At 67.8% G+C, this 18,576-nt stretch carries 16 protein-coding genes and 1 riboswitch; of the genes, 10 read left to right on the forward strand and 6 right to left on the reverse strand.

All coding sequences use genetic code 11. From position 1 onward, the window contains the following. Positions 1 to 39 precede the first annotated feature (39 nt). The gene (locus ACFQ50_RS06580) at positions 40 to 591 is read right to left on the reverse strand and encodes a heme-degrading domain-containing protein (RefSeq protein WP_377994726.1); all 552 of its coding nucleotides are present in this window, start codon (positions 589 to 591) and stop codon (positions 40 to 42) included. Between the two features lie 119 nt (positions 592 to 710). Next, a riboswitch (TPP riboswitch) is annotated at positions 711 to 854 on the forward strand. A 72-nt stretch (positions 855 to 926) separates the two neighbouring features. On the opposite strand from ACFQ50_RS06580, the gene ACFQ50_RS06585 reads away from it, so the two are divergent. The 3 genes from ACFQ50_RS06585 to ACFQ50_RS06595 are packed head-to-tail and all read left to right on the forward strand — an operon-like array spanning position 927 to position 4,011. Continuing rightward, positions 927 to 1,547, forward strand: a complete 621-nt coding sequence (locus ACFQ50_RS06585; protein WP_377994727.1) for an ECF transporter S component — start codon at positions 927 to 929, stop codon at positions 1,545 to 1,547. Further along, positions 1,547 to 3,211, forward strand: a complete 1,665-nt coding sequence (locus ACFQ50_RS06590; protein WP_377994728.1) for an ABC transporter ATP-binding protein — start codon at positions 1,547 to 1,549, stop codon at positions 3,209 to 3,211. The genes ACFQ50_RS06585 and ACFQ50_RS06590 overlap by 1 nt, the downstream gene beginning before the upstream one ends. Then, complete coding sequence (locus ACFQ50_RS06595) at positions 3,208 to 4,011, forward strand: energy-coupling factor transporter transmembrane component T family protein (RefSeq protein WP_377994729.1); 804 nt, start codon at positions 3,208 to 3,210, stop codon at positions 4,009 to 4,011. Before ACFQ50_RS06590 ends, ACFQ50_RS06595 begins: the two co-directional genes overlap by 4 nt. A 4-nt stretch (positions 4,012 to 4,015) precedes the next feature. Here ACFQ50_RS06595 and ACFQ50_RS06600 read toward each other — a convergent pair whose 3' ends face one another. Further along, on the reverse strand, positions 4,016 to 4,513 hold the full coding sequence (locus ACFQ50_RS06600) for a GNAT family N-acetyltransferase (RefSeq protein WP_377994730.1): 498 nt from the start codon (positions 4,511 to 4,513) through the stop codon (positions 4,016 to 4,018). A 23-nt stretch (positions 4,514 to 4,536) separates the two neighbouring features. Continuing rightward, a complete protein-coding gene (locus ACFQ50_RS06605; protein WP_377994731.1) occupies positions 4,537 to 5,565 on the reverse strand; it encodes a hypothetical protein in 1,029 nt (342 codons plus the stop codon). Between the two features lie 218 nt (positions 5,566 to 5,783). Here ACFQ50_RS06605 and ACFQ50_RS06610 point away from each other — a divergent pair, with 218 nt between their 5' ends. From ACFQ50_RS06610 to ACFQ50_RS06620, 3 genes are all read left to right on the forward strand, one after another. Next, positions 5,784 to 7,307 carry a UDP-N-acetylglucosamine 1-carboxyvinyltransferase gene (locus ACFQ50_RS06610; protein ID WP_377994732.1) on the forward strand — a complete coding sequence of 508 codons (1,524 nt, stop codon included), beginning with the start codon at positions 5,784 to 5,786 and terminating at the stop codon, positions 7,305 to 7,307. Positions 7,308 to 7,428: 121 nt separating this feature from the next. Then, positions 7,429 to 8,664, forward strand: coding sequence for a glutamate--cysteine ligase (locus ACFQ50_RS06615; RefSeq protein WP_377994733.1), 1,236 nt, complete (start codon positions 7,429 to 7,431; stop codon positions 8,662 to 8,664). Positions 8,665 to 8,895: 231 nt separating this feature from the next. Then, positions 8,896 to 9,549, forward strand: a complete 654-nt coding sequence (locus ACFQ50_RS06620) for an aspartate/glutamate racemase family protein (protein ID WP_377994734.1) — start codon at positions 8,896 to 8,898, stop codon at positions 9,547 to 9,549. Here ACFQ50_RS06620 and ACFQ50_RS06625 read toward each other — a convergent pair. Next, positions 9,537 to 12,080: an AMP-binding protein gene (locus ACFQ50_RS06625; protein WP_377994735.1), complete on the reverse strand. Its 2,544-nt coding sequence runs from the start codon at positions 12,078 to 12,080 to the stop codon at positions 9,537 to 9,539. The genes ACFQ50_RS06620 and ACFQ50_RS06625 overlap by 13 nt on opposite strands. A gap of 264 nt (positions 12,081 to 12,344) precedes the next feature. Between ACFQ50_RS06625 and egtA the strand changes: the two genes are divergently transcribed. Genes egtA through egtD form a run of 4 tightly spaced genes read left to right on the forward strand, consistent with a single transcriptional unit; the run spans position 12,345 to position 16,652 of the window. After that, positions 12,345 to 13,562 carry an ergothioneine biosynthesis glutamate--cysteine ligase EgtA gene (egtA, locus tag ACFQ50_RS06630; protein ID WP_377994794.1) on the forward strand — a complete coding sequence of 406 codons (1,218 nt, stop codon included), beginning with the start codon at positions 12,345 to 12,347 and terminating at the stop codon, positions 13,560 to 13,562. Beyond that, positions 13,552 to 14,901: an ergothioneine biosynthesis protein EgtB gene (egtB, locus tag ACFQ50_RS06635; protein WP_377994736.1), complete on the forward strand. Its 1,350-nt coding sequence runs from the start codon at positions 13,552 to 13,554 to the stop codon at positions 14,899 to 14,901. Before egtA ends, egtB begins: the two co-directional genes overlap by 11 nt. Before the next feature lie 3 nt (positions 14,902 to 14,904). Then, positions 14,905 to 15,669 (forward strand): ergothioneine biosynthesis protein EgtC, encoded by a 765-nt coding sequence (gene egtC / locus ACFQ50_RS06640; protein WP_377994737.1) that lies wholly within the window; start codon positions 14,905 to 14,907, stop codon positions 15,667 to 15,669. After that, on the forward strand, positions 15,666 to 16,652 hold the full coding sequence (gene egtD, locus ACFQ50_RS06645; RefSeq protein WP_377994738.1) for an L-histidine N(alpha)-methyltransferase: 987 nt from the start codon (positions 15,666 to 15,668) through the stop codon (positions 16,650 to 16,652). The genes egtC and egtD overlap by 4 nt, the downstream gene beginning before the upstream one ends. A 38-nt stretch (positions 16,653 to 16,690) precedes the next feature. Here the strand turns inward: egtD and ACFQ50_RS06650 are convergent, their stop codons facing one another. After that, positions 16,691 to 17,854 carry an aminotransferase class V-fold PLP-dependent enzyme gene (locus tag ACFQ50_RS06650; protein ID WP_377994739.1) on the reverse strand — a complete coding sequence of 388 codons (1,164 nt, stop codon included), beginning with the start codon at positions 17,852 to 17,854 and terminating at the stop codon, positions 16,691 to 16,693. Between the two features lie 54 nt (positions 17,855 to 17,908). Then, the gene (locus tag ACFQ50_RS06655; protein WP_377994740.1) at positions 17,909 to 18,289 is read right to left on the reverse strand and encodes a YegP family protein; all 381 of its coding nucleotides are present in this window, start codon (positions 18,287 to 18,289) and stop codon (positions 17,909 to 17,911) included. Between the last annotated feature and the right edge of the window lie 287 nt (positions 18,290 to 18,576).

An 18,576-nucleotide genomic window follows, 5' to 3' on the forward strand; every position in this document is an offset into this window, starting at 1 on the left:
GTGAACACTGGTCTTTCCCTAGCCTATCCGCATCAAACGCTAGCCCTGCCGCATGGACCGGTGGATTTCCCGCAATGCCTGCACCACGAGGTCGTGGTCCGCTTTCTGCGGCAGCCCGGAGACCGTGACCACGGCCACCACTCCCACATCCCGAACATAGATGGGGAAGGCTCCGCCGTGGGCAGCGTAGGTGGACTGGTCGAACCAGGCGTTCTCCTCGATCCGTCCGCCGCCTGCCCTGCCGCGAAGACCCACCAGCAGCGACGGCTCCTCATAGCGCACGGCAGTCCGCTGCTTGGCCCGGACCCAGCCCTCGTTGTCCGGGGTGGCACCCTCGAGTGCCACGTGGAACAGGACCTGTTGGCCCTTGGTGATATCGATGGCGATGGGCAGCCGGTCCTCCTTGCCGCGTTCAACCAGTTCCAGGCCGAGCGCCAGGGCATCGTCCTTGCTGAACCTCGGGAACTGCAGTTCGGCGATTTCACCCTCGATCTGACCGATCAGGGCTGCCAGGGATCCCGCCGGCTGGTCCTCGGCGGAATCGGGGTCAAAGGCGGGCAGGGCAGCGCTGCCGGAGTCCTGTAGCGTCATGGCCCCAATGTACTCCGGGCGGCTGTTCCGGCGGTGCGGCAAGACTTCTGGATTGTGACGGCGGCCCCGGGATTCCGGGCCCGCCGAGGTGTAAACTGGACCAGCCCACAAGGGCAGATTTATCACGACAGGGGAGCGCCGCCGTCGGGATGCAAAGGCAGTTGCCAGCGCAACCGTGGATGGGCGCTGAGAGTGCGGACAGCCGCAGACCCTCGAACCTGATCCGGCTAGTACCGGCGCAAGGGAGTCGAGTTCTCAGAGCGCCCGGCAGCAGGTGGCCCAGCCACCGGCAGCCGGGGGAACGCTTTCCCCTCCTGTTCCTCAGGAGGACCATTATGACAACTGCAGCAATCAAGAAGACCAGTTACAACTGGCGCGTGGCGGACATCGTGGTAGCGGCGCTCATCGCCGTTGCCGGCGGCGTGATCTTCTGGGCCTGGTCCCAGGGCGCCAACCTCATCTCCACCCCCGTCAACGCCGTCTACCCGCCCCTGAGCGGCCTGTACGCCGGCGGCTGGATGATCCCGGCGGTGCTGGGCATGCTCATCATCCGCAAGCCCGGCGCGGCCCTGTTCTGCGAAACGGTGGCGGCCACCGGCGAGCTCATCATGGGCTCGCAGTACGGCACCACGGTGCTGATCTCCGGTGTCCTCCAGGGCCTGGGCGCGGAGCTCGTGTTCGCCGCCCTGGTGTACCGGAAGTTCAGCCTCCCGGCTTCGCTGCTTGCGGGTGCCGGCGCGGGCCTGTTCTGCGGCCTGAACGACTCCTTCGCCCCGTGGGGCTGGAACATCGCCTACACCTCCGGCGACAAGCTCGCGTACATCGTGTTCTGTGCCATCTCCGGGGCGGTCATCGCCGGTGCCCTGTCCTGGATCGCCACCCGCGGCCTGGCCAAGACCGGCGTACTGAGTTCCTTCGCGTCCCGCAAGGCAGCCACGGAGCCCGTCTTCTCCTAATGCCCGGACAACACGACGGCGGCGTCCGCCCCGCCGCGGTACACGCCCGCGGCTGGGGCTGGCGCCACGCTGGCCGCACCAAACCCGCCGTCCACGCCCTGGACCTGGACATCCGGCCCGGCGAACGGGTCCTGCTGCTGGGCCCGTCCGGGGCCGGCAAGTCCACGCTGCTGCACGCCCTGGCCGGTGTGCTGGGGGACAGTGACTCGGGCGGCAGCCCGGCGGACGACGGCGGTGCAACCGACCGCGACGATGCTGACGAGAGCGGTGAGCTGCTCATCGACGGAGCACCGCCGCGTGCACAGCGCGGCCGCGCCGGCCTCATGCAGCAGGATCCGGAAACCCAGGTGGTCCTTTCCCGGCTGGGCGACGACGTCGCCTTCGGCGCCGAAAACCTCTCCGTACCCCGCGACGAGATCTGGCGCCGCGTGCACGAGGCACTGGACGACGTCGGACTGTCCCACCTGCCGCTGAACCACCCGACGTCGGTCCTGTCCGGCGGCCAGAAGCAGCGCCTGGCGCTTGCAGGCATCCTGGCGATGCGTCCGGGACTGATCCTGCTGGACGAGCCGACCGCGAACCTCGACCCCGCAGGCGTCCTGGAAGTACGGGACGCCGTGGGCCGCTGCCTCGACAAGACCGGAGCCACCCTGGTGGTCGTGGAGCACCGGGTTGCCGCGTGGAAAGACCTGGTGGACCGCATTGTGGTGCTGCAGCCGGGGTCCGCCACGAATGGCGCGGTACTGATCGACGGGACGCCGGACGAGGTCCTCGAACAGGCCCGCGGGATGCTCACCGCCGCCGGCGTGTGGGTCCCGGGCTACATTCCCGAAACGCGGCGCCGTTCCGCCGGGACCGTTCTGCGGGTCTCCGGTCTTGCGCCAGCCTCCGGGAGTGCCGGCGGGCTTGCCACTGGCCAATTACTTCTGGCCACTGAAAAGCTCGCCGTCTCGCGGGAACGACCCCGGCGCCGCGGCTTCCGCTCCGTGCCGCCCGAGCCGGTTCTGCGGGACGTCACGGCGCACGTCCGGGCCGGTGAGGCGCTGACCGTCACCGGTCCCAACGGCGCCGGCAAGTCCACCTTTGCGCTGACCCTCGCCGGGCTGCTGCCGGCCGTGGACGGCAAGGTCTCCGCGACCGTTGAGCTGAGCGCCGGCGCGGGCATCGACCCTTACAAGTGGAAGGCCGAGCAGCTGATCTCCCGGATCGGCACGGTATTCCAGGAGCCCGAGCACCAGTTCGTTACCGGCCGCGTCCTGGACGAGCTGCTCTTCGGGCCGCGCCATCTGGGCCACGGTGAAGAGCGCGTCGACGAGCTGCTGGAGCGCCTGCGGCTCACCCATCTGGTGGACGCCAACCCGTACACCCTGTCCGGCGGCGAGAAACGCCGGCTCTCTGTTGCCACCGTCCTGGCCGCGCACCCGCAGGTGCTGGTCCTGGACGAGCCCACCTTCGGCCAGGACGCCAACACCTGGGCGGAGCTTGCCTCGTTCCTTTCCGAACTGCTCGACGCCGGCACGGCCGTGGTGTCCGTGACCCACGACGAGGAGTTCACCCACGTGCTCGGCGGCACCGAGCTGCGGCTGGGCTCCGGCAGCAGGCCCGGACCCGGACCCGTCGGGTCCAGACCAGCCGGGCCGGCAGCAGAACAGGCGACGACATGAGGGAAGCACTGACACTCGCCGGAAACCGCGCGGTGCTGACCCGCGCCAATCCGCTGGCCAAATTCGCCGCGGTCTTCCTGGTCACCTTTGCCCTGGCGCTGTCCATCGACTGGATGTCCGCCTCGGTGGCGCTCGTGTGCGAGCTGCTGGTCTTTCCGCTGGCCGGGTTGACGATTTCACTGCTTTGGCAGCGCGGGTGGCCGCTGATCCTGGCTGCCGCCGTGGGCGGCTGGAGCACCTCCATCCTGGCGCCGGACAGCGGAAGCATACTGCTCGACGTCGGACTCTGGTCCATGAGCGAAGGTTCCCTTCAGCTGGGGCTGGGTTTCCTGCTGCGGGGCCTGGCCATCGCCCTGCCCGCGGTGCTGCTGATGAGCTGCACCGACCCCACCGACCTGGCTGACGCCCTCGCGCAGAAGGCGCGGCTGCCGCACCGTTTCGTGCTGGGTACCCTGGCGGCGATGCGGCTGGTCGGGCTGATGGCCGAGGAATGGCAGACCATCGGCATGGCCCGGCGCGCCCGCGGCGTCGGATCGCGCGGGAACCCCTGGCAGCGGATGCGCGCCACCCTGGGGCAGAGCTTCGGCCTCCTCGTCCAGGCCATCCGCCGCGCCACCCGGCTTGCCGTGACCATGGAGGCCCGCGGATTCGGCGGAGCCAGCCGGACCTGGGCGCGCGTGTCCACCTACAGTGTGCTGGACGTCTGGGTGGTGCTGGGCGGGGTGCTCATAGCCGCCAGCGCCGTGGCTGCCGCGCTCTGGGCCGGCACTTGGCACATGGTGTGGCTGGAGGGCTCCTAGGAGCCTATGGCCGTCCCGGCCGCGCCATCCGGACCTCGGCCAGCCCTTCCCAGTCCTCGATCGTGTCCCTGGCGCCGGTGAACACGAAGCCGTTGCGCCGGTAGAAGGCCTGGGCGCGCGGGTTGTCCTCGGCGACCCACAGCCCAGCCGGTTCGTTCCCGATCGCGGCGTCGAGCAATGCCTGGCCCAGCCCCCTGCCATGGTGGGAGGCGAGGAGATAGATGCCCCAGAGCTCGGCCTGCTGCCGCACCCCGTCCTCGGGCGGAAGCGAGCCGGCAAAGCCCACCAGTTTGCCGCCGTCGGCCGCTACGAACTGGTGGCCTGCGTGCGGACCGTCCAACAGCTGCCGCCACATGGCCAGCCGCCCTTCCGTGGCCTGACGGGCCATGAAACCCGGTGAGAGCAGGTGCGCGTAGGTTTCGCGCCAGCATTCCAGATGGAGCAGGGCCAGGTCCGCAGCGTCTTCGGGTGCGGCCAGGCGCACGCGGCAGGTGTGATCCATGCGGCCGAGTCTAGTGCTGCACTTCAGATGCAGGAGTGGTCGTGGTCGAAACCGTCGGCTACGAACTGGGTGAGGGCCACGTTGCCGCCCGGGGTGAGGGGCGCCGCGGAACACATGTCCCTGGCATCGGCGGCGGTGTGCGCCCCGGCAAGCCAGCTTGGCAGGGAATAGAGGCTGCTGGCCGAGCCCACTTCGCCCACAATCTGTCCCCACTGCCGGGCGGAGGAGTAGATGCCCACCCTGGCGCCGATGCTGTGGAAGAAGTCCGCCATGCCTTCGAGGTCCGCCCGGTTCACGTTCCTGTCGCCTGACCAGCTGTTGCCCGTCTCCACGTCCAGCCACCAGAGGTACGTCCCGGGCTCGGAGATGGTGCGGAGGTAGGCGTCGTCGAAAGCCTTGGCGTACCCGTACATGTAGGCGCAGGCGGCGTCCTCCTGCCCCTGGCAGGTGCCGTAGGGGTTGGCCACGGCCTCGCCGCCGTATTCGTTGTTCGTCGGCCACCAGGTGCCCCGCAGTCCCGGGTTGGCCGTGTTCACGTAGAGCGCCAGGCGCGGCTGGCCGGTTCCGCCCGCCGAGCCATCCGCCCAGTCAAGCTGCTGGTGGAGGCACGGGTTCGTGGTGTTCGCCAGGCCGTTGTTGACCCCGACAATTGCGAACGCGGGGTCGTCAGGCAGGTCGTCATTGCACTGTGGCCAAGAGACATCGTTGCCCAGCAGGGTTTCATTGCCAGGGGTTTCGTTGCCAGGGCGGGGCGGAGCGGACCCTGGCGCCTGCTGTGCGGGCTGCCGGTCCACCGGCTGCGCCGACTGCCGGGACGCCGGCGGCTGCGCCTGCGCAGTGCCTCCGGAAATGGCGGAAGCCCCCGGTGACGCCTGGGCGACGGTTGCATCGGGTGCCGGCGGAGCGCCGTCGTCGAGCCTTGGGCCCGGGATGAAACCCACGGCAGTGGCGACCATGAAGGACAGCAGCGCTGAAGCCCGGCGCCCCGCCGGGCGCTTCCTGGTCAACACTGCGGAGCTGAAGATGGACAGGGCGGCCTCCCGTTCCCTCATGGCCGCAACAGGTACCGCTAGCTTGCTCCCGGATACGCGTCGGGTCAAGGCTGGCGCCGGGCTATTGACCTGCTGCGCCGGCAAGTACACGGATGTTGTCACGCGGTTGCGGCCCGTTACTGAATGTTTATGCGTGTAACGGGTACATCAAGGGGCTTCGGCGGCTCCATTGCCCGCTCAACGCGACCGAATAGCTCATAGCTGATATATTCGTCTCCATGACTCAAGAAGCAGCAGAACACGTCGGTCTTGTGCTCCGCGAGGCACGCGGGCAAAAGGGGTGGACCCAGGGCCAGCTCGCGGCAGAACTTGGCACCAGCCAGAGCGCCGTGGCCCGCATGGAACAGGGCAAACAGAACCTGAGCCTGAAAATGATCCAGCGGCTGGAGACGATCTTTGGCCGCAGCATCGTCCAGCTCGGAAAATCGCAGATGACCCACCTCCGCGTGGAGGGCGGCCGGACGCTCTCCGGCTCCGTTGACGTCAACACCAGCAAGAACGCCGGGGTCGCCCTGCTCTGCGCCAGCCTCATCAACCGCGGCACCACCACGCTGCGCCGGCTGGCCCGCATTGAGGAAGTGAACCGCATCGTTGAGGTCCTGAGCAGCATTGGCGTCGAATGCACCTGGCTGAACGACAACGACCTCCGGCTGCGCCGCCCCGCGGACCTTGACCTCGGGTCCATGGACGTGGAGGCCGCACGCCGCACCCGGAGCGTCATCATGCTCCTGGGCCCGCTGCTTGATGAGACCGGCGAATACCGGCTGCCTTACGCCGGCGGCTGCGATCTGGGCATCCGCACCGTGGAGCCGCACATGCAGGCACTGCGGCAGTTCGGCCTGTCCGTGGAGGCCAGCTCAGGCTTCTACTCCGTGCAGGCACCGCCCACCGACGGCCTCGACCGCTCCTTCGTGCTCACCGAGCGCGGCGACACCGTCACCGAAAACGCCATCATGGCCGCCGCCCACCGCTGCGGCACCACGGTCATCCGCAACGCCAGCCCCAACTACATGGTCCAGGACCTCTGCTTTTACCTGCAGCGGCTGGGCGTGGAGATCGACGGCGTCGGAACCACCACCCTGAAGATCACGGGCAAGCCGACCATCGACGTCGACATCGAGTACTTCCCCTCGGAAGACCCCATCGAGGCGATGAGCCTTATTACCGCGGGCATCGTCACCAACTCCGAGGTGACCATCCGCCGCGTGCCCATCGAATTCATGGAGATCGAGCTGGCGACGCTGGAGCAGATGGGCCAGCAACTGGAGGTCTCCGGTGAGTACATGGCCCGCAACGGGCGCACCCGGCTGGTGGACGTGACCACCAAGCCCTCCGAACTGCGTGCGCCGGAGGACAAGATCCACCCGATGCCGTTCCCGGGACTGAACATCGATAACCTGCCGTTCTTCGCGGTGATCGCCGGCAACGCCGAGGGCCAGACCATGATCCACGACTGGGTCTACGAGAACCGCGCCATCTACCTCACGGAGCTGAACAAGCTGGGCGCCCGCGTGCAGCTGCTGGACCCGCACCGGATTTATGTCAACGGCCCCACGCGCTGGCGTGCCGCGGAGGTGGGCTGCCCGCCTGCCCTGCGCCCCGCTGCCTGCCTGCTGCTGGCCATGCTGGCGGCCCGCGGAGTGTCCGAACTGCGCAACATCTACGTCATTGAGCGCGGCTACGAGGACCTGGCCGAGCGGCTCAACACCATCGGCGCCAAGATCGAGTACTTCCAGGACTGACGCTCCACCAAGCGCGAACTGGCAGATAACGACCCCTCCGAGCGAATTTGAGGGTGTTATCTGCCAGTTCGCGCTTCGTCATGTCGGGGACGTTTTCGCTGGCCTGGCGCACAATGTAGGCATGCGGACTTTTGGCGTGGAGGAAGAGCTCCTGATCGTTGATCCGGGCAGCGGGGAACCGCTGGCGCTCGCCGATGCCCTGCTGGCGGGCCGCAAGCTCGCCGCCGACGACGCCCCGGGCAAGCCCCGGCTGGTGAAGAAGAAGGCCGAAACCAAGTGCGACGACGACGAAACGGGCTTGAGCGCCGAGCTCAAGCTTGAGCAGATCGAGACGCAGACACGCCCCTGCCTCGACCACACGGAACTGCTGCGCCAGATCCGCGCCGGCAGGGAGCTGGCCGACGAGGCCGCACAGGGCCACGGTGCGCGGATAGCCGCCCTGGCAACCTCACCGCTGGCCCTGTCCAGCCACACCACGCCGGATCCGCGCTACGCCAAGATGCTGGAACGGTTCGGCCTGACCGCCCAGGAGCAGCTCACCTGCGGCTTCCACGTCCACACCTACATCGAGTCCCCGGACGAGGGCGTGGCCGTGCTGGACAGGATCCGGGACAAACTGGCGGTCCTGATCGCGCTCAGCGCCAACTCCCCGTTCTGGAACGGCCTGGAAACCGGCTTCGAGAGCTACCGGACCCAGGCGTGGAACCGCTGGCCGTCGTCGGGCCCGTCAGCCATTTACGGCAGCGTGTCCTCCTACCGCCGCGTGGTGACCCGGCTGCTGGACAGCGGCGTGGTGCTGGACGAGGGCATGATCTACTTCGACGCACGCCTCTCCAGGAACCATCCCACCGTGGAGGTGCGGGTGGCTGACGTCTGCCTCCGCGCCGAGGACGCTGCGCTGATCGCCATTCTGGTGCGTGCGCTCGTGGAATCGGCGTGCCGGGAATGGCGTGAGGGTGTGGAGCCGGCGCCCGTGCCCACAGTGCTGCTGCGGATGGCTGCATGGCAGGCCAGCAACTTCGGGCTGCGCGGTGAACTGCTGGACTTTGGCAGCTTCCGGCCGGCGCCCGCCGAAGACGTGGTGCGTTCGCTGGTCGAATACCTGGAGCCGGTGCTGGCCGAGAACGGTGAGCTGGACCTGGCCCGGCAGGGGATCGAGGAGATTTTCGCGCGCGGCACCGGCGCTGCCGAGCAGCGCAACGTCCGGCAGGTGGTGATGGACAAGGCAGATCCCGACGACGGCGGGCTGGGTGCCGTCGTCGCGCACGCCGTGCGGGCCACCCACAAGGGAGGCGAGGGGTACGTCGGACCCGACGCCGATGACGCCCCGGAGCTGCTGCGCGTCCGCCAGCACTGACCCCGCCAGCACTGACCCCGCGCACCCCCAACCCCACGCACCCCCAACCCGACGCACCGCAGGAGCGCGAACGTACACTTGCGGCCCCTGCGCGCGCGTTTTTAGGGGCCCAACTGTACGTTCGGGGTGGTGGGGCGGGGATGTTTCCAATGGTCAATTTCCGGCAAACCGCCTGAAATGTCGGCTGGTTAGGGTGGAACCACAAGAACCCCACGGGGGAAGGAACGGACCATGCGCGTAGGAATCATCAGGGCTTTGACCACCACGGACCGTCGACTGCTCAACTCGCACGGAAAGCTGCTCCGCGAGACTTTCGGCTTCGACGTGACAACGCGGTGCATTCCGGACCAGCCCTCCGGAGTCCATGACGCCGACTCTTTGCAGCGTGCGGTGCCCAAGGTGGTGGAACTCGCGCTGGACCTGGCTCCGGACGTGGATGCGCTGGTCATCAGCTGCGCCGCCGATCCCGGCCTTCCGGAGGTGCGGGCCCTGCTGAACATCCCCGTGATCGGCGCCGGCTCCGCAGCGGCTGCGGCGGCCCTCGCTTTCGGCGGCCGGGTGGGCGTGCTGGGCCTCAAGCACTCAGTTCCGGGTCCCGTTTCGGAGGCGCTCGGCGACCGCATGCTCCTGATCGACGGACCCGAGAGCGTGGAGACGCCCGACGGCTTCCTGCTGCCGACCGGCATCTTCGACGCGCTGGCAGCCGCCCACATGCTCGTGGACGCCGGAGCCGACGTCATTGTGGAGGCCAGCACGGGGCTGACGAGCATCGGCATGGCGGACGTCCTGCGGCGCAGGCTCGGGATTCCCGTGATTGACCCCGTCACGGCTGCCGGCTCCATGCTGATCTCAGCCGTGGCCTCCCGCGAGCTTCAGACGGTCTGAGCCTTCGGCCGCCTGAGCCTGGACCGGAGTGACACCCAGCTGCGCCGGCTCAACAGGCCCACGACGCGCGTGCACAGCGCCCAGTAGGCTATCCCGGCCGCCAGCGACGCTGCGACAGCAAGTGCCGGACTGATGGCATCCAGCAGCGGGTAGACCAGCCAGTGCACGAGGTACGCATACAGGGAAGCGCTGGCCAGCAGGATTACCAGGCGCTGCAGCCCCCGGGGCACGGGGATGGCGGGCAGCCAGGTGAGCAGCAGGATTCCGACAATAAGCGTCAGCTCCCGGTGGGTATCCCCGAAGAAGTAGCCGGGGACCGTGAGCACCGCGAGGACTGATGCTGTACACCGCTGAACCACAGTCCGGGTGCGGGCAATGGCCCACCCCAGGGCAAACAGCCACAGGGTTGGCGACGGGTGCGGAATGCCGGGGTCGACGATGTCATAGCGCCCAAGCAGTGCCAGGCCAGTGAGGGCAAGCGGAAAGAGCAGCGGAAACCGCCGCTCGGCCCGGTCCGCCCAGGGGATGGCCAGAAGTGCCGCCATGCCCAGCAGGATGTAGACCAGCACCTCGATGAACCAGAAATGCCACTGCGTGGTCACTTCCTCCGGGCCAACGATGGAGTTGAGGAGCAGGACATTGGCCAGGGTGTACCTGTCGGTGATCAGGTAGCCGGCTCCGATGAACGCCATGCTGGGCAGCGCCACCCGGGCGAGGCTGGTGAGCTGCCGCCTGAGCCGGGGAAGCCGTTCCCCGCCGAGCTGGAACCGGGCAAAGTTGTACCCGGCCACGGCCATGAGCACGTGGGCCATCCCGGGCCATTTCATCAGCCCCACGTGGGTGCTGACGATGAGGACGATCGCCACTGCCCTGAGCACGATGCCGGTTTCGAGCGGCGCAAAGAACCGCCGCATCCTTCCGGCGGAATTCCTATCCCGCCGCTGTTCCAGGTCCCGGACAGGCGTCACGTGCCAATCCGCCGGGAGGTGGCCCAGCAACTGTTCCAGCCTGACCGACGTGGCCACGTAGGACAGCGAGTCACCGCCGAGCGAGACGAACGTGTCGCCGTCGCGGATGTCCTCACGCTCCAGGGTGTCGCGGAAGATCCGCCGCACGCCGTCCGGTCCGCCGGCGGCCGGCTCCGGTTGTGGGATGGCGGTCTGTGACAATGCGAGGACCGCCGGGTAGTCCACCTTTCCGGTGGCCAGGCGGGGGAGATGTTCGACGGCGTGCAGCTCCAGTGCCGTGCGGGGCAGTCCGATGCCTTGGGCGAGGACCTTGGCCAGCAACTGGGTGTCGTGGCTGCCCTCGACTGCGACAACCAGGCCCTGGTCCGTGCCCGCGCTTGCGGCTTCAACGCCGAGGTCGGCCAGGATGCGCTCCACCTGGCCGAGGTCCACCCGGAGTCCAACGATCTTGACGAAACGGCTGCGCCGCCCCACCACTTCGTAGACGCCTGCCGGGTGCCGTCTGGCCAGATCGCCGGTGCGGAGTTCGTGGACCGTGCGGCCGGCGGCAAGATCCTCCGGGGTCTCCGCGTAGCCGAGCATGACATTGGGCCCGGTGTAGACGAGCTCGCCGTGCTCCAGGCCGGGCACCGGCTCGATGCGGAAGGCGCCGCCCGGCACCGGGACACCGATGGCGCCGGGGTGCTCGTCGGCCAGCCCGGGCGGAAGGTAGGCCATCCGGGCGGTGGCCTCCGTCTGGCCGTACATGACGAACAGTTCCCAGCCCCTCCGGCGGCCGAGCTCGGCGTAACTCTGCACCCGCTCGGGGGCGAGCCGGCCCCCCGCCTGCGTCACATACCGCAGGCCGGGGAGGTCCATCCCGGTAAAGCCGACCCGTTCCAGCAGTTCAAAGGTGTAGGGCACGGCTGCGAACGACGTCGCCCCGCCAGTGCGGAAAAGCTCCCAGAAGCACGGATCAACAACGGAAAGGTCGGTGAGCACCAGTCCCGCGCCCCGCAGCAGGTGGCTGTTGATCACGGACAGCCCGTAGCAGTAGGACATCGGCAGCGTGGTGGCGGCGCGGTCTGCCTGGGCGATGTCCAGGTACTCGGCAATCGACTCCGCGTTGGCCTGCAGATTGGCGGCGGACAGCCGCACCAGCTTGGGTGAGCCGGTCGATCCGGAAGTGCTGAGCAGAAGCGCCAGGTCCGGATGGAGTTCGTGCCTGGTGCCGGCCCGGCGTTCCTCGAACAGTGTCTGTCCGTGGGAGGAGCGCAGCACGACGTCGGGGTCGTACGCGGCCACCAGGGACTCGAGTGCCGCCGGCTTGTCCTCCGGGAGCAGGATCAGCGGGTGGCCGGCAACCAGGGCGGCGAGGTAGGCCACCAGCGAGTCGACGTCGTTCGCCGCCGCCAGTGCCACCAGGCGCCGCTGGGTGCCCAGCCGGAGGGCCAGGGCGTCAACCCTGCTGGCCAGTTCCCGGTAGGTGAGAGTGAGATTGTCGGTAAGAATGGCGGGCCTGTCCCCGTGGCCTGCTAGATCGGCGGCGAAGGGCACCCGCGCGAAATCAAGCTGCGTGGTCACCGGAAGAGGATATTAGTTAAGGCTTACCTAAGTAAAGCCGCAGTAGTGTTTGTGAATTTTCCTGGACATCCGGCAGGAACGCCCTGGGCTCCGCCGTCACAGAACTGATTGCTACGGGCCCGATCGTTGACAGGGCCGAAAAGGGGCTGTTTAGCTTGCCGCCTGAAGACAAGTCGGAAGGGGTGCCGAGTGAACTCCTCGATACAGGCCGGGCGTGACATCCGACCGCTTTCTGAGGCTGAGGCCGAGGTCTATGTGGCCTCCGTGTGCTTTAAGACGGGACCGCCAGGTGCTGCCGGCGTGGAGGTCGAGCGACTGGTACACGACGCCCTTGACCCCCGGATGCCGGTCGCGGCTGCACGCGTCAAAGCGGCCATGGCGGCATCGGAAGGGCGGTTGCCCGGCGGCGGTGTGATCAGCTTTGAACCGGGCGGCCAGCTGGAGGTCAGCTCCGCCTGCGCGTCAGGTCTTCCCGCCCTCGTAGCGGCAACCCGGGCAGACCTCGCAGCCGTCGAGACCCGGCTCTCGGACGCCGGCCTCTGCTTCGGTTCGTTGGCTCTTGACCCGGACCGGCCGGCAGTACGGTCCCTGGAGCACCCGCGGTACGCGTCCATGGAGCGGCACTTCAACGCTTCTGGCCCCGCCGGACGAACGATGATGTGCTCCACAGCTTCACTCCAGGTTTCACTGGAAGCCGGACTTGACGCTCCAGCGTCCACTGGCGCAGCGCAGCGCTGGTCCCGGCTGCACACGCTTCTGCCGGTCCTGGCAGCCATGTTCGCCAATTCACCTTTCCTTCACGGCCGGCCCAGCGGGTGGCGCAGCAACCGGCAACGCACGTGGCTGGCCATTGACCCCACCAGGACCGCAGCGGTCCCTCCGTCCGGGGACCCTCGGCTGGCCTGGGCGCGCTACGCCCTCGACGCACTGGTGCTGTGCATCCCCTCGCGGGAATCCTCCTGGGACGCGCCACGGGGACTGACGATGCGGGACTGGCTCCATGGCGCGGGTCCCAGGCCCGCAACCCTCCGCGATCTGGATTACCACCTGACAACGCTTTTTCCGCCGGTCAGGCCACGCGGATTCGTGGAAATCAGGGCCATTGATGCCCAGGCCGGCCATGACTGGGAGGCGGTCACGGCGATGGTCGTGGCACTCGTGGATGATGAACAGGCCGCCGATCTGGCAGCCAATGCCTGCGCCCCGACTGCCTCGCTGCCTGATGCCATGAGGACGGCTGCCCGCGACGGATTGACGAATGCGGTGCTCGCCTCGGCTGCCCTGGCCTGCGCCGAGGCCGCCCTGACGGCCTTGCCCAGGCTGGGGGCGGACGCTGCAACGCGGGCCCGGACCGAGGACTTCATTGAGCGCTACACGGCGCGGGGCCGCTGCCCGGCGGAGGAACGGCTGGACCTATGGGCACAGACCGGCAGCTTTTTTGCCTGGCCGCAGCACGAGGAGGATGGCGATTATGCAAAGTGACCACCCCGGCGCACCCGCCGACCCCGCAACCCTCAAGACCTTCATCGCCGCCGGTCTGGAAAGGGCCAGGAACCGCACCCACGCGCTAACCGAGTGTGACGAGGAAGATCTGCTGAAGCAGCACTCGCCGCTGATGTCGCCGCTGGTCTGGGACCTGGCGCACGTTGGCAGCCAGGAGGAACTATGGCTGGTGCGCGACGTGGGCAAAATGGAGCCGCTGCGGTGCGACATTGACGAGATGTACGACGCCTTCCAGCATCCGCGCAGCCGCCGGCCAACGCTTCCGCTGCTCTCACCGCAGGAGTCCCGGAAGTACATCGCCCAGGTCCGCGACAAAGCGCTCGATGTCCTTGACCGGAGCCCCTTGGAGGGCTCCCCGCTGATAGACCGTGGTTTCGCTTTCGGGATGATCATCCAGCACGAGCAGCAGCATGACGAAACCATGCTGGCCACCCACCAGCTCCGGGTCGGAGCGCCGGTCCTGCACGGCCAACCGTTTGCGGCCGGTGTCCTGCCGGGGGACGCGGATGCGCTGCCGAAGGAGGTGCTGGTGCCTGCGGGACCGTTCACCATGGGAACCTCGCTGGAGCCGTGGGCACTGGACAATGAACGCCCGGCCCATTCCGTGGATGTGCCCGCTTACTGGATTGATACGCTTCCGGTCACCAACGGCGCCTACCGGTGCTTTATCGACGACGGCGGCTACCGGAATCCGCGCTGGTGGACGGAGCAAGGTTGGGACCATTGCAGGGAAGCCGGACTGGTGGCCCCGAAGTACTGGGAACGTGACGGCGACAGGTGGGCAAGAACCCGGTTTGGCGTCGTCGAAGCGGTACCAGACGATGAGCCGGTGCAGCACGTGTGCTGGTACGAAGCGGATGCGTACGCCCGCTGGGCCGGGCGGCGGCTGCCAACCGAAGCCGAATGGGAAAAGGCGGCGCGCCACGACCCCTCGTCCGGCCGTTCCCGGCGCTACCCCTGGGGTGATGAGGATCCCGCCCCGCAGCACGCGAACCTGGGCGGAGCGGCGCTCGGCCCGGCCCCCGCCGGTTCCTATCCGGCAGGTGCCTCACCCCTGGGGGTGCGGCAGCTCATCGGTGATGTCTGGGAATGGGTTTCCGGGGACTTCGGTCCCCATCCGGGTTTCACCGCCTTCCCGTACCGGGAATACAGCGAAGTGTTTTTCGGATCTGACTACAAGGTGCTCCGGGGAGGGTCCTGGGCGGTCGATCCTGCCGCCTGCCGAGGGACGTTCCGAAATTGGGATTATCCGATCCGGCGCCAGATATTTTCCGGATTCCGCACGGCGCGTGACGCAGCCGGGACCGGCGGGCGTTAGCGGATGTGCCGCCATCTTGCCTATCTCGGGGTTCCGGTTCCGCTGGCGGAACTGCTGCTCACTCCCGGCAACGGTCTCCTGACACAGTCCTGGGCTCCCCGGCGCCAGAAGTACGGGACCGTAAACGCGGATGGTTTCGGTGTCGGCTGGTACGCGCCCGGTGATCCCGTGCCGGCACGCTACCGCCGTTCCATACCGATCTGGGCTGACAGGTCCTTCGCGGACGTTGCCAGGGTTACTTCCAGTGAAGCCGTGCTGGCGGCCGTCCGGTCGGCCACCCCGGGAATGTCGCCCGAGGAGTCGGCCGCTGCGCCCTATGCCCGGGGGCCCTGGCTTTTCAGCCACAACGGACGGGTCGAGGGCTGGCCGGATGCTGTGGCGGCACTGGCTGCCTCGCTTCCGGCGTCGCGCCTGCTGGCGCTTGAGGCCCAGGCCGATTCCGCGCTGCTGTGGGCTCTCGTCCAGGAACGGCTGGACGCCGGGGATTCTGCCGCGGAGGCCCTGGCGCGAGTGGTCAAGGATGTCTCCGCCGTTGCCGGTGGCCGCCTGAACTTTCTGCTGACCGACGGGACGGGCATAGCGGCCACGGCCGCCGGTGACACCCTCTTTTGGCGGATGGGTTCCGGGAACGTGGTGGTGGCGAGTGAGCCGTTCGACGACGGCCCCGGCTGGCACGAGGTGCCGGACAACTGCGTTCTGACCGCGACGGCCAGCCACGTCGACGTACGCCCAATTCACAACCTCACGAAGGAACAGGTAGCACCATGAGCCTCTCTTCCGGCCGCTCCGACATCATTCACCATCTGCCCCCGGACCACTTGGAGCGAAGCCTGCACAGCGACGTGCTCGCAGGGCTTGGCACGTCGCCGAAGACGCTGCCGCCCAAGTGGTTCTACGACAAGCTGGGCAGCGAGCTCTTTGAGCGCATCACGGGTCTGCCGGAGTACTACCCAACCCGCGCCGAACGTGAAGTGCTTGAGCTCTTTGCCGGCGAGATGGCTGCCGCGAGCCCGGCAGAGACCCTCATCGAGCTCGGGTCCGGATCCTCCAGGAAGACCCCGCTGCTGCTTGCGGCCCTGGGCCAGGCGGGACACCTTCGGCGCTACGTTGCCGTGGATGTCAGCGACAGTGCACTGCTGGACGCACGAAACGAATTGGCGCCCGCATTCCCCGGCCTTGCGCTCGACGCCGTAGCAGCGGATTTCGAAACCCAGTTACATGTGCTTCCCCGGGAGGGACGCCGCATGGTGGCATTCCTGGGCGGCACCATCGGTAATTTTGAGCCGGCCGCCAGGGCCCGCTTCCTCTCCGGAGTGCGGGAACTGCTTCACGGAGATGGCGGCTCGCTGCTGCTCGGCACTGACCTGGTGAAGTCGCCCGACGTCCTGGTTCCGGCATATGCCGACGCCGAGGGGGTCACCGCTGACTTCAACAGGAACGTCCTCCGGGTTCTCAACACCCAGCTGGGCGGTGATTTTGATGTGATGGCCTTCGAACATGTGGCCGTGTGGATGCCCCAGGAGGAGTGGATCGAAATGCGGCTGCGCGCCAGCAAGCCCATGCTGGTCCGGCTGCCGGGGGTGGGCATGGAAGTCCGTTTCCACGAGGGGGAGGAACTGCGCACCGAGATTTCCGCCAAATTCCGGCTTGAAGGAGTGGTCAACGAGCTGGAATCAGCCGGGTTCTCCGTCGCAGGGCAGTGGACTGACCGGCAGGGGCGCTTTGCCATGACGCTGGCAGAAGCCACCTGAGCTGACCGCCGGAGGGACCCGCCGATACCGGCGGGCTTCTATTGAAGGAGGCCTACCAGGCGCTGCACTTCGGCTTCCGTGTTGTAGTAGTGGACGGAGGCCCGCACCACCATTTCGGCCTCCGGCGGTGTCCCCGCGGGGAAGGAGCGGGGCGCCACCGAGACGTTGATCCGGTGGTCTGCCAGCAGGCGCCTGATGCCGCCAGCATCGCTGCCGGCCACCGTGAAGGTGACGATGCCGCAACGGGTGATCCCGCGGTCATGGACGGTGATGCCCCGTACTGACGCCAGTTCAGTCCGCAGCCGGTCAGCCAGCCCGGCCACACGCTCCTGCACGGCGTCCAGGCCCAAGTCCAGGGCGTAGTCGACGGCACGTCCCAGCCCCAGCCTTCCGGCGGCATTGCTCTCCCAGCTCTCGAAGCGCCGGGCATCGCTGCGGACTTCAAAGCCGGAGGACCCGGCTGGACGGGCGGAGTGCCCGTCCAGCATGGATGGTTCCAGGCGGTCGAGGAGTGCTGCACGCACGTACAGGAACGCCGTACCCCGCGGGCCGCGCAGAAACTTCCGTCCGGTGCCCGCCAGCACGTCGCAGCCCAAAGCCTGCACGTCCAGAGGCACCTGGCCCACTGACTGGCACGCGTCGAGCACAAACATCACCCCGGCGGCACGGCAACGCTTGCCGACCTCGGCCGCCGGGTTGACCAGGCCATTCGCCATGGGCACATGGGTCAGGGCCACCATGGCGACGTTTCCGCGCTCCAGTTCCAGCTGCAGGTGTTCCACGTCGACCTGTCCGTGCACATCATCTCGCAGAACAACAATCTCAAGGTCGTTGTGCTCCGCAAGCTGCCGCAGTGCGAGGACATTGCCGGCATATTCGGTGCTGCCGATCAGCAGCCGCCCGCGGGGAGTGAAGGGAAAGCTGTAGACCGCCGCCGCCCACGCCCGGCTGCCGTTCTCGGCAAGGGCTACCTCCTCCGGCCGGGCTCCGAGCAGCCGAGCCACCGAGGAATAGACGTTTTCAAGCCTGTCGTCGGCTTCCTCTGCCGCTTCATAACCGCCGATGTCCTCTTCGCGGCGCAGATGGCCGACGACGGTGTCCACAACAGGGGCGGGCATGAGGGAACTTCCGGCGTTATTGAAATGGACTACGCTCCGGAGCCCGCGGGTCTGCCTGCGCACCTCGTCGACATCGATTGGCATAGCCCACATCCTGCCTCACGCGGCAGGGCTGCGCCCAGATCTGCACCCTTTGCGTCAGGCCGCGCCGGTCCAGCGTGCAGGGGCGGCCGGGGCCGTCGGCCTCCAGTGCCCCGCGCCGCGGGCGCCGGCAGCTTCCGACGGCGTGCGCTTCTTTCCGAATCCCTGCCTGCCGTGGTCGGCCCGGGCCGGAAGAGCCTGGGCGGGTACCTGGGCAGCAGCAGCCGCCGGTACGGATCCCTGAACCTGCGGCGTCGCCGCGGAAAGGTCCGTGATGAGGCCCGTCCCGGCGCATTCGCGTACGTCGGCGATCCCGGCCGCAGCCGCGCGCTTGTCCTCAAAGGGAGCGGAGATTGCCAGTACCGTTCCATCGGGGGCCTTCAGCCGGAACCGGAACTGGGATTCTGCATCAACAAAAACTTCAAATACTCCGGCCATGGCGGTCCTTCCGGTCAGGGAGGCTGCACGCAGCGTCTTCGCGGCCGTGGCCCCGAACGCATCGCTGCGTCTGTCCTTGGGTGGGGTGCTGAACCGACAGGGGTTTGATCGGTTCATCGGTGTTATTAGAGTCTGCCCAGTGCACATGGAGCCTAACAAGACCATCCGTGTAAACCCTGGGTAAACCCTGTCTGTACACCCCACTAAACCGTGCCGCACCCCCGTTCTCAAGGACGGCCGAAACGAAGGTACGTGCAGCGCAACGCACGTTCACAGCCCGCCATTGA

This window comes from Arthrobacter sp. NPDC056493 (assembly GCF_042795115.1).
In the GTDB taxonomy this organism is placed as follows: Bacteria; Actinomycetota; Actinomycetes; order Actinomycetales; family Micrococcaceae; genus Arthrobacter.

Excerpts from the sequence above, each read along its gene's own strand:
- ACFQ50_RS06600 (WP_377994730.1), bottom strand. The coding sequence starts at position 4,513 with ATGGATCACACCTGCCGCGTGCGCCTGGCCGCACCCGAAGACGCTGCG.
- ACFQ50_RS06605 (WP_377994731.1), bottom strand. The coding sequence starts at position 5,565 with ATGAGGGAACGGGAGGCCGCCCTGTCCATCTTCAGCTCCGCAGTGTTG.
- ACFQ50_RS06650 (WP_377994739.1), bottom strand. The coding sequence starts at position 17,854 with ATGCCAATCGATGTCGACGAGGTGCGCAGGCAGACCCGCGGGCTCCGG.
- ACFQ50_RS06610 (WP_377994732.1), top strand. The coding sequence starts at position 5,784 with ATGACTCAAGAAGCAGCAGAACACGTCGGTCTTGTGCTCCGCGAGGCA.
- egtB (WP_377994736.1), top strand. The coding sequence starts at position 13,552 with ATGCAAAGTGACCACCCCGGCGCACCCGCCGACCCCGCAACCCTCAAG.
- egtD (WP_377994738.1), top strand. The coding sequence starts at position 15,666 with ATGAGCCTCTCTTCCGGCCGCTCCGACATCATTCACCATCTGCCCCCG.
- ACFQ50_RS06655 (WP_377994740.1), bottom strand. The coding sequence starts at position 18,289 with ATGGCCGGAGTATTTGAAGTTTTTGTTGATGCAGAATCCCAGTTCCGG.
- ACFQ50_RS06595 (WP_377994729.1), top strand. The coding sequence starts at position 3,208 with ATGAGGGAAGCACTGACACTCGCCGGAAACCGCGCGGTGCTGACCCGC.
- ACFQ50_RS06580 (WP_377994726.1), bottom strand. The coding sequence starts at position 591 with ATGACGCTACAGGACTCCGGCAGCGCTGCCCTGCCCGCCTTTGACCCC.
- ACFQ50_RS06620 (WP_377994734.1), top strand. The coding sequence starts at position 8,896 with ATGCGCGTAGGAATCATCAGGGCTTTGACCACCACGGACCGTCGACTG.
- ACFQ50_RS06585 (WP_377994727.1), top strand. The coding sequence starts at position 927 with ATGACAACTGCAGCAATCAAGAAGACCAGTTACAACTGGCGCGTGGCG.
- egtC (WP_377994737.1), top strand. The coding sequence starts at position 14,905 with ATGTGCCGCCATCTTGCCTATCTCGGGGTTCCGGTTCCGCTGGCGGAA.
- ACFQ50_RS06615 (WP_377994733.1), top strand. The coding sequence starts at position 7,429 with ATGCGGACTTTTGGCGTGGAGGAAGAGCTCCTGATCGTTGATCCGGGC.
- ACFQ50_RS06590 (WP_377994728.1), top strand. The coding sequence starts at position 1,547 with ATGCCCGGACAACACGACGGCGGCGTCCGCCCCGCCGCGGTACACGCC.